Here is a 14,548-nt window from a genome sequence, read left to right on the forward strand (position 1 = left end):
CAACTTTTATGGATCCTTCAGGCAGCGACGGGCATTCGACTTCGTCGGCGGGCGCAAGCGCTTGCGCTGCCGGCGCTGGCGCGCCCGCTCATCTCACAGAGGCGCAATACGCAACGCTGCAGCTTCTCCATTACATCGATCTGCTGCGTGCGCGATGGATCCTGATTGCAGCCCTCACCATAGGAATCGGCCTCGGCTACGGGTTGTACACAAAATTCCTGACGGTGAAGTGGTATCGCGCGCAGGCCACCGTCACACCAGTGCCGCCCGAAGAGGGCCTTTCGATGGGGACAGGAACGGCAGGTGACATGGTTGATGGATTGGGAGGAGGAATCGCGTCGCTGCTTGGCGGCGGCGGCGCCGACACGGTCACTCTGGCGCAGCGCTATACGGCGATCATGAACAGCTATGCGTTCACGACCGACCTCGTCAGCAAATATCATCTCGAGCACAACATCATCGGCGTTCGAAGCAAGAATGCGCCGACCGTGACGAAGTGGTTGATTCATACAAAGATTGCGGATCGATTCAGCACCGAATACGACTTCAAGAGCGGCAATCTGACCCTGTATTTCCTGGATCCGTCGCCTGCCGAAGCTCAACGCGTGCTCGGATTTTACCTCGACAGCCTGCGCGACAAGCTTCGCAACGAGGAAGTGCAAGCCGGCGCCAGCGCGGCCGCTTCCCTGCAGGATGAGGTCCGGAAAACTTCCGACGCGCTTTTGCAGACTCAACTCTACGAGCTGATGGCGCGGCAGATTCAGCGCGAGAAACTCGCGCAGGTGCAATCCGACTTCGCCTTCAAGGTCGTCGAACCTCCGGTCGTGCCCGACAATTATTTCGCGCCCAAAGCGCGCAACAACGCCGTCCTGGCAGCCTCGATCACCTTCGCGCTCGTTTGCACATGGATTCTCGGGTCGGATTTCATTCGCCGCGCCAAAGCGCAGTTCGAAGGCATGAATCAAGCGCCGGACGAGCCCGCAACGACGCTTGACGACCCCTCGCCACACCCCGACGATAGCGAGACATTGCATCCCCGCTTTGTCCGCAATCTTCGCCCCAAGGCTTGACGCCGCACCGCGCTTCTCCATCCATTCGCCGCTCTGCGGGATTTCCCCCTACTTTAGTTGACAACCGGGCGGACGCATCCAACTCAAATGCCGCTGGCCAGACAGCAAGCCCGCGCGGCCCAGGCGCTGCGCGCATCTGCCAACGCGATTCTGAGCGGCGCGGCAAAATGCCTGTGGCCGAGGCGGCGACCGCTCGATGCGAAGCGCGTGTGCATCTATCGGATCGGAAATATCGGCGACACCGCGTGTGCGATCCCCGCGATGCATGCGATTCGGCGCGCCTATCCGGCGGCGCATCTCACGCTGGTGACCTCACCGGGCAAGGCGGGCTCGGTCGGCGCGCGCCAGCTGCTCGAGGGCGTGAGCTGGATCGATGAGATCGTCGTGTATCACGCCGAAGATATTGCGACCGTGCGGGGTCGGCTCGAGTTGATGCGCCGGTTGCGCGCGCGCCAGTTCGACGTATGGATCGAGTTGCCGGCGGTCGCGGCGCCGCTGGCCACGCTATTTCGCAATCTGACGGTGGCGCGATCGGCCGGTGCGCGATGGGGCTTCGGCTGGCGATACGAACCCAGGTTTTTTGCGCCGGCGCAGTCCAGGTTTATCGACTTCCCCGACGAAGTGGAGCGGTTGCTCGAGATTGTCCGAGCGGGAGGGTTCGCGGGATGCGACGGCGATTTTCCGCTCGAGCTCAGCGACTCGAATCGGCTCAGGGTGACCGCACTGCTCGATCAAGCAGGAGTGTCGGCCGCCGAACTGATGATTGCCTTCGCGCCCGGGGCGAAGGCGGAACCGAATCGATGGCCTGCCGATCGGTTCATCGAGGTTGGGAACAATCTGGCTGCGCGTGGCTGCCGGATCGTCGTTCTCGGTGGCAGATCCGACGCGCCGCTGTGCGAGCGGATCGCAAATTCGATCGGCCGCGGCGCAGCGAGCCTGGCGGGCAAGACCACGGTTCGCGAATCGTGCGAGCTGCTTGCGCGCTGTGCGATGCTGATTTGCAACGACTCCGGCGTGCAGCATCTTGCCGCGGCCGTCGGCACGCCATGCGTCTCGCTCTTCACGCGCCGCGAATTTCCAGGTATGTGGTGGCCGCATGGGTCGCACCACGAAGTGCTGTTGAAGGAGGTCGAGTGCCACACCTGCTTTCTCGATGCCTGCCCGTACGACAACAAATGCATCAAGGCGATCGGCGTCGATGAAGTGATCGCGGCGGCGGCGCGCGTGCTCGCGCATCGGGCGAATTCCAAAGAATCGGGAACCGCGCCGGTCAGACCGCACGTGGCCTGAGATGGATGGCAGCTACCGCGTTGCGTGCCTGGTCAGTCATCCGATCCAGTACCAGGCGCCGCTGTTCCGTCATCTGGCGGCGCATCCGGGGATCGATCTGACGGTTTTTTTCCTGAGCGATCTCTCGATCCACGCCTATCGCGATTCGGGCTTTGGCGTGAGCGTGAAATGGGACGTGCCGCTGCTCGACGGCTACCGCCATGATTTTCTGCCGCGCCTGGGTTCGGGAAACGAGCTTTCGTTCTGGCGGCCGTGGACGTTCGGTCTGCGCGCGAGGCTTCGACGCGGGCGATTCGACGCGTTGTGGGTGCACGGCTACGCGCATCGCGGATGTCTGGCAGGAATCGCGGCGGCGAAGTCGCTGGGCATCCCGGTAATGCTGCGCGGCGACTCGAATCTGCTTGACGAGACCGATCACGCGCTGAAGCTGGGCCTCAAGCGCATCGCGATGCCGGCGCTGCTGCGGACCATCGACGGCATGCTCGCGATCGGGCGCCTCAATCGCGATTACTATCTTCATTACGGCGTCGAAGCGGGCCGAATTTTCCCGATGCCTTACGCGGTGGACAACGAATTTTTTCGCGCCGCGGCGGAGCAAGCGCGGCCGCGCCGCGAACGGCTGCGCGCCGAGCTTGGATTGCATCCGGGGCGCGCGGTGATTCTGTTCGCTTCCAAGATGCAGCCGCACAAGCGCGCCGGCGACCTGCTCGAGGCCTACGCGCGCATGTCGCCCGGCCCAGCCGCCGAGCCCGCGGCCTGCCTGGTCTTCGCCGGCGACGGCGAGGAGCGGGCCCAGCTCGAACGCCGCGCGCGCTCTCTGAAGTGGGACTCGATCCGCTTCATCGGCTTCAGGAACCAATCCGAGCTTCCCGCCTTGTACGACCTTTGCGACGTATTCGTGCTCCCCTCCGAGCGCGAGCCGTGGGGGCTGGTGATCAACGAGGTGATGAACGCGGGCAAGCCGGTCGTGGTGAGCGATCGCGTCGGCGCGGGGCCGGATTTGGTCGAGGACGGCGTCAATGGATTCGTGTTTCCGGCGCGCGACGTCGCGGCACTCGCGGACAGGCTGCGAAAGTTGATCGACAACCCCGAGCATCGCGCCGCGATGGGCGCGCGCTCTCTGGAAAAAGTCGCGCAGCTTGGTTTCGATGCGGATCGAGACGGCTTGCTCGCCGCGCTCGCCGCCGTGACCGGTCGCAGACAGTTGGCAGCATAAGGTACGTGCATGAACTCACGACGGCTTCTTTCCATATGGCCGCGTTGCGCTCGAGCCGATCGGGTACTCGCTTCAATAGTACTTGCGGCGCTGGTTGTTCGCGCAGCGTGGCTGCTGCGCTCCGGGTCGGACTGGGCGGTTGCTACAGATTCGATCGGGTACCTTGCGCTTGCCCACGGCATCCGGGACGGGTGCGGCTTCGCCGCTATGGCAAATGGTTGCGGTGCTCCGGAGGTTCTGAGAACGCCTGGATACCCACTGTTTCTCGTGCCTTTTCTCAATCACTATCGCCTCGCGATTTTTGTTCAGGCGGTTTTCGGTGCGGCCGTGTGCGGCGTTGTGGCGGCCTTTACCAAAAGACAATATGGCGCGGTAGCCGCGATCATAGCCGCCGCGATTGTGGCGTTCGATCCGCCGACGATCACCGTGACCAAGGAGCTGCTGACCGAGCCGCTTTTTCAACTCGTTCTCGCGGGCGCGGTCTTTGGGTCGCTATGCAACCATGCCCTCGCTGCTGGACTTTTGTACGGCGCTGCAGCCCTCGTGCGGCCGGTTGCGGAGCCGTTGCTGATCCTTGCCCCGGTATCATTTCTGCTCTCGCGCCGATGGATTCGAGCTGCAGGTGTCCTCTGCCTGGCGCTGGTGATCATCGGAGCATGGGCAGCGCGCAACTATCGCGTTGCCGGTGTGTTCGCACTGACGATTGAGGGACCAATGAACCTCTACTCGTACACGGTTCCTGCGGTCGTCTCGCTGGTCACCGGCGTTCCACTCATCGAGGCACAGCGCGCCGCGGCGCATGCCGTCGAAAGCGCGGCATTTGGTGACCATGCGGACCTGATTGCCAAGGCGCATCAGCTCTCGCCGCACGACGAGATATCTTGGGCGGTTGAGACGTCTCCACAGGTGGCGCATCTCATGCTATCGCGAAGCATTGACGTGATCGCGAGCCACCCAATCGCGACTGCCGAAGTGACTGCTATCGGATTTCTCCGTCTCGCTTTCGAGCCTCACGAGCCGGCCGTCGGGCTTGCGAAGATGGTGAATGGCGGTGGGCCGGCATTCCAGGTGGTTAAGATCGGCTCGATGGCGCTCGAGGCGGCATTGCTCTGCTTTATCTGGATCGGGGTCGCGCGAGCGATGTGGATTTACCGGAGCGATGACCAACTATGGATTTTGCTCGGAATCGCGCTTCTTCTGTTGCTCGCGGCCTCGCCATATTTAGACGTATTCGATCCGCGCTATCGCGTGCCTGCGATCCCATTCCTCGCGACCATAGCGGGCGTGGGATGGGCCAATCTCGCCTCGCTCGTCCGACCCGGCATCTGCGCCGACCCCGCAACTATCGCGCCCGGAATTAGCGAGCCCCGCGCTGCGCGGAATTGAGATTGCAACAAACCAGTCAGCCGTCTCGGTGATAATTCCCGTCTTCAACGGCGAGCGTACGGTCGCGCGCGCGATCGAAAGCGCGCTGGCGCAGGAATTTGACGGCGAGATCGAAGTGATAGTCGTCAACGACGGATCGACTGACGCGACCGCCACCGTGCGGGCAGGGGGCAACCGCATGCGATCTTGCGCCGAACCGGCGCTCAAAGATCGCCAAGCGCCGGGCTGCATGTCTGAGCAACCAATTGGTGTTGAGGATGCGCATCGCGTCGCCGATGCTTTCGCCGGGGCTGCGGCGCAGCCTGTCGGGTCCGCCGGAACACGGCTTGCCGGATCGCCCGCAATGAGCCGCAAGTGAAGCCCCGGTTGCTTATCACGATATACGCGAATCCGGATTATTATCCGCCGACGGTGTATGCAGTCCGCATACTAAGTGGCTATTTCAGAATACATATCCTTTGCCGGAACATGGATAAGCCGGTTCAAGAATGGCCGGCCGATGTGACTATCGAGCGACTGGGCGGGTACGCATCGCCGCGCGAAAAAGAGGCGGCGAGCGCCCGTGCAAAGCTGATCGAATATGCGAAATTCACCGCTCGCACCCGCGCGCTGATCAAGCAGATGCAGCCGGCGATTGTCTATTCGTACGATCCGCACGCGTTTGTCGCGAGCATGGTCGGGCGAGCGGGCGGGAGATCGACGCCGCTGATATTTCATCTCCACGAGTTGCCGGAGACGGCGAGTCTTTCGTGGACCTCGCTGCAAACGTGGGTCGTAAAGGCGGCATTAACAGGTACCAAGTCGGCGGATGCAGTAGTGTTTCCGGAAAAGTATCGCGCCCGCCACTGGCTGATGACTGCAGGAGAGTCGCGCGCGCCGATAATCGTGCCGAATTGTCCCGATCGTAATTACTTTACCGGGCCCGCGGATTGGAACGAGACGATCGCGATGAGATATCGCGCGCGGGAAGTGGTTTACGTCGGTTCTGTAGGCGCCGATAACGGCCATCTGGAAGCGTTGCGCGCGATCGCGATGACGGACGGCGGGATTGGACTGCTAGTGATTGGCAGTTTTCGCCCCGAATTCGCGGCGAGCTTCAACGCGCTCGCGCGCGAGCTTGGGGTGGCGGAACGAATCAGCCTGGACGGATGGATAGCTCATGATGAGGTCCCCGCGCATGCATCTCGCGCGTCGGTGGGGCTGTCGCTTTACAAGCCAGTGACAAAGAGCCTGGAATACATGGGATCGGCGAGCAACAAGCTGTTCGAATACGCGGCGATGGGATTGCCGGTGGTAGTGCCGGATCGCGAGAGCTACCGCGACTTCCTGGGCGATGCGGATTGGGTGACGTATGCCGACGTCGAAGATCCAGGATCGATCGCGCGCGCGATTACCTCGATCTTCGCGGACCGCGAGCGATACGTCGCGATGAGTCGCGCGGCGCGGCGCGCATTCGAGGAACAATATAACTACGAGCGCGTCTTTGAGCCGGCGCTCGAGCGCATTTTCGAATTGAGCGGCGTGACGAAAGGCAGCCAGGCCCCGGCGTGCGATCGCGCCCAGCGGCAGGCGCCGCCGGCATCGTGAAGATCTGCGTAGCCAGCGCCGGCCGGTTTCACGCCTTCGATCTGGCGCGCCAGATGGAACGCCTCGGCCATCTGACCCGCCTCTACACCGCCTATCCGCGCTTCAAGGTGGATGGACTGCCCGCCGCGAAAGTGAGTACCTTTCCATGGCTGATGGGACCAGCCACGCTCGCGGGACGATTCGGATTGCCGGGACTGCGCGAGCGCCTGAACCTCGCCGCGATCGAGACGTTCGATCGCTGGATGGCCGCGCGGCTCGCGCCCTGCGAGGTGTTCCATTGCCTATCCAGCTTCGGATTGCAGAGCCATCGCGCGGCGCGCGCGCGGCACGGCGCGCTTACGGTATGCGATCGGGGGTCATCGCATATCACGTTTCAAAATGAGATTCTGCGCGAGGAATATGCCCGCTTCGATATTCCGTATCGCGGGACCGACGCGCGCATCGTCGAGCGCGAGCTTGCCGAGTACGAATTCTGCGACCTGATCAGCGTGCCGTCCGGCTTCTCGCTCCGATCGTTCGTCGAGAAAGGCGTGCCGCGCGAAAAGCTGCGGCTTAATCCCTACGGCGTCGATCTCTCGATGTTCCATCCGATGCCCAAGCGCGACGCCGTCTTCCGCGTGCTGTTTGTCGGTTCGATTTCGATTCGCAAGGGAATCGCTTACCTGCTCGAGGCGGTAAAGCGCGCTGCGATTGGGGCGCTCGACCTGGTGCTGATTGGAGACGTCGATAAGGACGCGGCGCGCGTCCTCGCCAAGTGTGATATGCCCCTGCGCCATCTGGGCGTGCTCCCCCGTGCCGAACTCGCCGAGCATTATTCGCAGGCGTCTGTGCTGGTCCTCCCGTCAATCGAGGACGGCTTCGGGTTGGTCATGGCGCAAGCGATGGCCTGCGGCGTTCCGGTGATCGCGACGACCAACACCGGAGCCGAGGATCTGTTCAGCGACGGAGTCGAAGGGTTCATCGTTCCGATCCGCGACGGGGCCGCGATTGCCGACAAGATCGTCTTTCTGTATGAGCATCCCGAGGTCCGCGACGCGATGGGCGCCGCCGCTCTTGCCCGGGTGCGCGCGCTGGGCGGATGGAACAGCTACGGCGAGCGGATGGCGGCGATGTATCAGGCCGCGCTCGCCGCACGCGCAGGCGCCGGGCGGTGAAAGAGCAACTGATGAACCGCATGATGCGTGAACAAATCATCCCGCGCGCCAAAGCCCTGATTCGGCCGGTCGCGCGGCATCGGTTTCTGCTCGAGCGCATGAAATTTCTGGGCGAGACTATACTCAGTGCTGAGCAGGGCAATGACCGATTGGCTGCGATGATCCATCACGGCGGCGCGGCGGGCAAAATTGGCGCGACCGAGATCAAGGTCTCACGAGTTTACCTGCGCCGGCGCGACGGCGGCGGCCTCTGCCACAATTTCGGCCACTATGCATGGTGGGCGCATGTCACCGCCGGCATCTATCCGCCCGATTCCCCGACGCTGTCGCGTTTTTGCCGCTGCTACCTGGAAACGCTCGAAGGTATTGACCTGCTTGCCGTGTGGTTCAATTTCGGCGAGGCCGCCGCCCGCCGGCGCTATGCTCCCGGCGCAACGCTGTGCGAGCTTTCTGCGCTTGAGCCATATTACCATGAGCGGCCGTGGAGCGCGCAGTTGGCAGGTAAACGGGTCGTGGTAGTAAGCCCGTTCGAGAAGTCGATCCAGGCTCAATATCAGCGGCGGGAAAAGATTTGGGCGGCCAAGCCCGAAGTGCTGCCCGCGTTCGATCTCCGCATCGTGCGATGCCCGCAGCCTGCGGGGATTATCGACCAGCCGGAATATCCCGACTGGTTCACCGGGCTGGAAGCGTTGAAAGCGCAGCTCGGCGCCCGTCCGTTCGATGTGGCGATTATAGGTGCGGGCGCATGGTCGATACCGCTGGCGATCCATGCGAAGTCGTTGGGCGCCTTCGGGATTCATCTGGGCGGAGCGACGCAGTTGCTATTCGGGATTATGGGCGGGCGATGGGTATCCAATCCGGAAATCGGCGCGTTCGTGAATGACGCGTGGACGCGCCCGTCCGAAGACGAGCGGCCGCGAAATTACCGCCTTCATGAAAACGGTTCGTACTGGTGAATTGAAGATTCCGTTTATTTGCTCTTTTGGAAATCGGAGACTGCGTGCGAATCCTTTACACTGAGACCAGCGACTTTCTGCCCACCAGCGCGCACTTTCTGGAGGTGCTCGCGGCGATGGCGGAGCGCGGCGAATGCGAGTTCTCGTTTTTCGATGAAGCCAGGTACCGCCGCCCGCAACGCTCGATCGCGGGGCGAATCGTGCGGCGTCTTGCCGGCCGCCCATCCGGTTATCGCGCGCTCAACGCCGCACTCATCGCCGAGGCGCGGCGCTTGCACCCCGATCTCGTGCTGATCGGCAAGGGCGCCTATTTCGCTCCCGCCACGCTGGCCGCGGTTCGCGCCGCGACGGGAGCATCGATGGTCAACTGGGCCACCGACGATCCCTTCAATCCGGCCAACAGCACCCGCGACCTGGTTGAATCGATCGCGCTCTACGATCTCTACGTATGCACCAAGCGCGCGATAATGGACGACGCGCGGCGCGCGGGATGTGCCAACGTCGCCTACGTCCGCTTCGGATACAAGCCGCAGGTCCATTTTCCCGAGGCGCCCGCGAGCGATGACGAGCGGATGCGCTTCGATTCTGACGTGACATTCATCGGCGGCGGGGACGATGACCGCGCTCCATACTTCGAGACGATCGTCCGCGCGATCCCTAAGCTTCGGCTGCATCTGCACGGCGGCTACTGGAATCGCTATCCGAAGCTGCGCCCATATTGGCGCGGAAACGCAACCGGGCGCGATTTCCGTCTCGCGGTCGGCGGCGCAAAAATATCGGTCAACCTGGTGAGGCGTGCGAATCGGGACGATCACGTGATGCGCACCTTTGAAATTCCCGCGTGCGGCGGCTTCATGCTCACGGAGAGATCCGCCACCCACGATGAATTATTTTCCGAAGACAAGGAAGCGGCGTTTTTCAACTCGCCCGATGAACTCATCGACAAGGTCCGGATTTATCTCGGGCGCGATGAAGATCGAGTCAGGATTGCCGCCGCGGGCCATCGCAAAATCACGCAGGGGCGGCATACCTACGGCGATCGGCTGGCGGAAATTATCCAGGCTGCGCGATCGGTAAAAGGGTTGCGGACGCCGGCGACGGTTGGCGCCGCGCAAACTAATGAAATCGAATCGAATGGCTGAAGCCTTGAAATAACCTATGTCGCAATTGTCAGTAGAGAGCGATTGTCCAATCTGCCTGAGTCCGCGGGCCCTTCAACTAGCTCATCGCTTTGAAGAAGACTCATATTATGTTGTGCGTTGTAAGGCATGCTGCGTCGAGACAATCCTGCCTCATCCTACAAGCAGGCTTTTGAAGGAATTCTATTCCGACTACCACAATACTCGAACCGCCGAAGAGCAAATGCCGCTTCTCATCGGGCGATCCGTTGAATTGCTCGAAGTGTTGCTAAGTCATCTGCCTCTTGCTCCAGGACGAAAGCCGTTGCGATACATGGAAGTGGGATTCGGCAACGGAGCGAGTCTGCTGGCCGCGGCTCAACTGGGTATGGAGGCTGTTGGCTTTGATTTGGATCCGAGCAACGTTCGGGAAGTTACTCAACGGGCTCAGTCCAGAGGTCTCAGTGTGCAGCTCCGATGCGGCGATATCGCCGAGGCTATCGAGGGAACGGAGCCGGTCGACTTCGTCAAGGCTTCGCAGTTGATCGAACACCTCATCGATCCTGCCAGTTTTGTCCGTTCGATCTTAAAGGTAATGACGCCCAGGGGGTATCTTTACCTCGAATGTCCGAACAACAACGCGGCGTTTCTTCGAATCAAGAATCGACTCCGAAAACGATTCGCGCGAATGAATTTCTACAATTCCCTCAAGATCGGCGAGCATCTCTGGGGTTTCAGCCAGTCTGGCATGAACCGGCTGTTGCGGCTTTCAGGCTATGAAGTGGTATTCTGCTCCAGCTATCCGCTTCGCCATCGCTATTTCCAGCCGGAAAATCTCTTTTGGTATCCAAGTGTGCGGTCCGGCGTGGCCGAAGCATTTTCGAGGCGGCAAGCGTTTCCTCTTTTGAAGTCGATGATTCCTGTCTTCGACGGCTTGGCGTCTTTCGCGCTTTCGGAAGGAATAGGACTCGCAACGCTGGCGCGAAAGCAGGATGAAGTCGAATCGAATGGCTGAACGGTTCGAATCCGCGCCGCCGCATCCGCCGGATGGCGAGTGGTATGCGCGAATCAGCGCGCCGAGGCCGGGCTCCGCCAGCCTGGGCAAGGCGCTGAAGCTGCTGGCGGCGTTCGCAATCGCGTTGATCGCTCTGAACCTCTACGCTCCTGCTTCGCCGACGATCCTCGAGCGAGTATTCGCGTCCGCGATACTGGCCTCGCTTGCGCTTCCGGTCTGGCTATGGATGTCAGGCGCGGATCGAATGATTCCGTTCATGCCATTCCTGACGCTGATGTTCACCTATTACTACGCGCTGCCGGTTTTCCTGTTGCACCGATATGTTACCGGACTGTTCCACCCGCCTGTTGCCGACCATTTCATCACACTGGCGCTCGGATACTCACTACTGGGTCTGTATTGCATGTTTGCCGGATACTATGGACCGGCGAGATGGCTATTCGCACCGATACTACCGCGATTCAACTTGCAATGGCGCGACGAGCGAGTAGTGCGGATGGTCGCGCTGATGCTGGGAGTCGGGGGATTGTTCATGGCCTCCTCGGCCGCCAGGTTTCTGCCCGAGAGTCTGGCCCAGATCGGCGTATTCGCGGCTGACTTATCGATGGTTGGAATCTGCACGCTGGTCGCGCTTCAGTTGGCGGGAAGACTGGATCGGATCACATCGGTGTTCGTCTGGGGGTTTCTGATTCCGGCCAGAATCGCAATCGGCCTGGGCAGCGGCTCGGCCGGGGGACCGCTGATGGTCGGCGTCGCCGTCGCAATGATTTTCGCTTCCGTGCGCCGATCGATCCCATGGAAGACGGTACTGCTGGGCACTGTTGTGGCGGTGTTCATCATCCGGCCCGCGGAGGTACCGTATCGCGCGGAGACGTGGGGCGGAAGACATTCGGATGCGGGCGAGATCGAGAAAGCCCGCCTGTATGGAGATATTCTTTACCGCATCACGATCGGAGGGGCGGTGGAGCCGCAAGTGCTGATCGAATTCGGAAGCCTGCGCCTGGCGCAATTCACAACGTTCGGCGAAGTGATCGCGGACTCGCCCGCAATGGTGCCTTTTTGGGGGGGCGAGTCTTACTATCCGATCCTGTTCAAGCTGATTCCGCGCGCGGTCTGGCCCGATAAACCGGAAGAGTTGACCGGACAAACTTTTGGCCATCGCTACGCCTTCATCTCCGCCGGGAATACTGACACTTCGATCAATCTTCCGCAGCTAGTCGAGTTGTACGGGAACTTTGGACTCGCCGGAGTGATCGCGGGGATGTTCATATTCGGGTTAATCTACCGGCTGCTGATCGAGATGTACGTTCATCCCGCAATGGGGCTCGGCGCTCTGGTTGGCGGCGTTTACGTTTTGTCGAAGTTGCTTGATATCGGCTCCGCCGCGTCGATGGTTTTCGGAGGGATCCCATGGGCCATCATCTTCATCGCGCTGATTCACCTGCTCATCCAACTCGCAGAGGTTGACGCGATGGCGCTGGGGCAGCTTGGCTTCGAAAAAGGAGTCCGCCGTATCTGATCCAGTCACAATTCAACGCGAATATTACCGGCGCACCGCGTCGCAATATGACGAGCTGCGCCTTGTGCAGCCGCCGCCTGATCGCGGGCCGGCGATCGTGTTCCGCGCGACGCTGGCGCTAACGCTCGCCAACGCGCTTTGGTTCATCTGGTCAAACCGGTTCATCCCGATGTCGGACTATCCCGACTGGGTATACCAGGGGTGGATACTTTCGGGCATCCTGCGCGGTGCCGCCCATCCGCTGTATCACTTCAGATCGTATCCTCCAACGCACGCCGCAGTCACAATAGCCACCGCTCTTCTCGACTACGGCTTCGGTGCAGAGACCTCGGCAAAGCTGGTGTTGTCAAGCGCGGTCTGCGCATTCGCGATTGGCAGCACCTACCTTCTGAAAGCGTGTGGGGCCTCCGAGCGGCACCCGCTTCTGTATGTGCCGCTGCTGTTCATCTTCGACACTTGGTTCTTCACCGGCGAGATTGATTATTATCTCGCCTTGACGGGGTTCTTCTTTCTGGCGGGATATCTGCTGCGGCGCGCGGACTCGCCCGGTCGAATTAACCCGCTGGTCGTGCTCGTGGGTCTTCTGGCGATTTTTGTGGCGCATTTGATCGTCTACCTGGCATGCGGCGCTGTTTGTATCGCGATAGTTCTTGCACATCCAAGCCCGGTCAAGGCGCGCCGACTCCTGCTGCCGGCGCTGGCCTCGGTGCCGATCCTCGCATGGTATGTGCTGGGCCGGGCGACGTCTCATGACTTGGGCACTCAGACGTTTTTGGTGCCCTGGACGGCCCGCCACCTCGCCAGCAACTTCATCGATGCGTTCTCGCTGTTTCACGCGTTTGCGCCGTGGCTCAGTCCGCACTCGAAGTTGATGCACCTAGCGGCTATGTGCAACTTGATCAGCGATGGCGGCATCTTTACTCTCTTTTGCGTGTGCGCGGTGATGTGGTTCAGGGGTACTCGTGATGATGCCGCGCCCCTGCTCGCAGCCCTCTTGTGCCTGATCGGATACGTCGCAGGAGGCTATGCGATCGCCGGCGTGTTCGGCGCGGAACGCCTGACCTACCCGGCTGCATGGCTGGTCCTTGCATGGCTGGCTGGAAATTGGACTCCCGCGCGAGAGTCTGCCCGCCTCGCAGCCATCTGTGTGATTGGCGCCGTGCTAGCTATTCAGTGCGTTTACGTCGATCATGCCGTGGGACAAGTGTGTGACCGCTTGGCCCAAACCTACGATCGCCTCGCGCAAGCGCCATCGCGCAAGGACCTCTGTTCGATATACGAGCCTTACTTCCAGCAAAGCTGGGGCGGCCAACACCGTAGCGGCTGGGAGCGCTTCGTTCCGGACCACGCCAGTGTCATTCGCCTGCCGTATTATCTCTATATAGAGCGGGGAGAGGCGGCCCCTATTTTTGAAGCAGGGATCTTCAATTATTCGGGGCGCGGAGATAACAACGACCTGTGCAGGTAGCCTGTTCGCGCTTGCCGTCGCGCAAGGCGCAGTTGCGAGGGGAAGCGAATAGATGACGGCTGATCCAGTCACAATTCAACGCGAATATTACCGGCGCACCGCGTCGCAATATGACGACCGGCACGTGCACTCGGATGGTGAGCATACGTTCGCGCTGTGGTTCATGGTGTCGATGATCCGTTACTTGGAGTGCCGCTCAGTGCTGGACATTGGCTCTGGAACCGGGCGTGAGCTGATAATGCTCAAGAAAGAGATGCCCGGGATTCGAATCTGCGGGATAGAGCCGTCACCTGAACTACGGGCCGCGGCGCAAGCGAAGGGCCTGGCGCCGCATGAGATAGTGGATGGCGACGCGCAGGCGCTCAAATATCCCGACGGTGACTTCGACCTGGTGTGCGCCTTCGGCGCATTGCATCACATTCCGAAGCCCTCGCTTGCAGTCGGCGAGATGCTGCGGGTATCCAGGCGAGCGGTCTTCATCTCGGACGCAAACAACTTCGGCCAGGGCTCGGCACCGGCGCGCGCTGTCAAACAGATCGCGAACTTCCTCGGACTATGGCCGTTGCTCGATTTCATCAAGTCGCGGGGTAAGGGCTATCGCCTCTCGGAAGGGGACGGTCTTTCATACTCCTATTCTGTATTCAACGATTACGCGCAGGTCCGGCGCGCCTGCGCGTCCGTCCATCTATTGAACACGACGGCAGCGGGCGTGAATCCATATCGGACCGCATCGCATGTCGCGCTACTCGGCATCAAATCAGGATCGTAG

At 61.2% G+C, this 14,548-nt stretch carries 13 protein-coding genes; all 13 read left to right on the forward strand.

The genetic code is table 11. From position 1 onward, the window contains the following. Positions 1-8: 8 nt before the first annotated feature. The 13 genes from VIO10_RS00625 (at position 9) to VIO10_RS00685 (ending at position 14,548) form a co-directional block, all read left to right on the forward strand. Positions 9-1,070, forward strand: coding sequence for a Wzz/FepE/Etk N-terminal domain-containing protein (locus tag VIO10_RS00625; protein WP_331957951.1), 1,062 nt, complete (start codon positions 9-11; stop codon positions 1,068-1,070). An 87-nt stretch (positions 1,071-1,157) separates the two neighbouring features. Next, entirely contained in the window at positions 1,158-2,360 is a 1,203-nt protein-coding gene (locus VIO10_RS00630) for a glycosyltransferase family 9 protein (RefSeq protein WP_331957952.1), read from the forward strand. A 1-nt stretch (position 2,361) separates the two neighbouring features. Beyond that, positions 2,362-3,576, forward strand: a complete 1,215-nt coding sequence (locus VIO10_RS00635) for a glycosyltransferase family 4 protein (RefSeq protein ID WP_331957953.1) — start codon at positions 2,362-2,364, stop codon at positions 3,574-3,576. 267 nt (positions 3,577-3,843) lie between these two features. Continuing rightward, entirely contained in the window at positions 3,844-4,962 is a 1,119-nt protein-coding gene (locus VIO10_RS00640) for a hypothetical protein (protein ID WP_331957954.1), read from the forward strand. A 28-nt stretch (positions 4,963-4,990) separates the two neighbouring features. After that, positions 4,991-5,320, forward strand: a complete 330-nt coding sequence (locus VIO10_RS16150) for a glycosyltransferase (protein WP_349259207.1) — start codon at positions 4,991-4,993, stop codon at positions 5,318-5,320. Positions 5,321-5,463: 143 nt separating this feature from the next. After that, entirely contained in the window at positions 5,464-6,549 is a 1,086-nt protein-coding gene (locus VIO10_RS00650) for a glycosyltransferase family 4 protein (protein ID WP_331957956.1), read from the forward strand. Beyond that, entirely contained in the window at positions 6,510-7,703 is a 1,194-nt protein-coding gene (locus VIO10_RS00655; RefSeq protein WP_331957957.1) for a glycosyltransferase family 4 protein, read from the forward strand. The genes VIO10_RS00650 and VIO10_RS00655 overlap by 40 nt, the downstream gene beginning before the upstream one ends. Further along, the gene (locus tag VIO10_RS00660; RefSeq protein WP_331957958.1) at positions 7,700-8,659 is read left to right on the forward strand and encodes a hypothetical protein; all 960 of its coding nucleotides are present in this window, start codon (positions 7,700-7,702) and stop codon (positions 8,657-8,659) included. Before VIO10_RS00655 ends, VIO10_RS00660 begins: the two co-directional genes overlap by 4 nt. Before the next feature lie 44 nt (positions 8,660-8,703). Then, positions 8,704-9,801 carry a CgeB family protein gene (locus VIO10_RS00665; RefSeq protein WP_331957959.1) on the forward strand — a complete coding sequence of 366 codons (1,098 nt, stop codon included), beginning with the start codon at positions 8,704-8,706 and terminating at the stop codon, positions 9,799-9,801. A gap of 169 nt (positions 9,802-9,970) precedes the next feature. Next, positions 9,971-10,792 carry a class I SAM-dependent methyltransferase gene (locus tag VIO10_RS00670; protein WP_331957960.1) on the forward strand — a complete coding sequence of 274 codons (822 nt, stop codon included), beginning with the start codon at positions 9,971-9,973 and terminating at the stop codon, positions 10,790-10,792. Then, positions 10,785-12,311, forward strand: a complete 1,527-nt coding sequence (locus tag VIO10_RS00675) for a hypothetical protein (RefSeq protein ID WP_331957961.1) — start codon at positions 10,785-10,787, stop codon at positions 12,309-12,311. The genes VIO10_RS00670 and VIO10_RS00675 overlap by 8 nt, the downstream gene beginning before the upstream one ends. Further along, positions 12,280-13,779 (forward strand): hypothetical protein, encoded by a 1,500-nt coding sequence (locus VIO10_RS00680; protein WP_331957962.1) that lies wholly within the window; start codon positions 12,280-12,282, stop codon positions 13,777-13,779. Before VIO10_RS00675 ends, VIO10_RS00680 begins: the two co-directional genes overlap by 32 nt. Positions 13,780-13,831: 52 nt before the next feature. Continuing rightward, entirely contained in the window at positions 13,832-14,548 is a 717-nt protein-coding gene (locus tag VIO10_RS00685; RefSeq protein WP_331957963.1) for a class I SAM-dependent methyltransferase, read from the forward strand.

The organism is Candidatus Binatus sp., from assembly GCF_036567905.1.
Taxonomy (GTDB): domain Bacteria; phylum Desulfobacterota; class Binatia; order Binatales; family Binataceae; genus Binatus.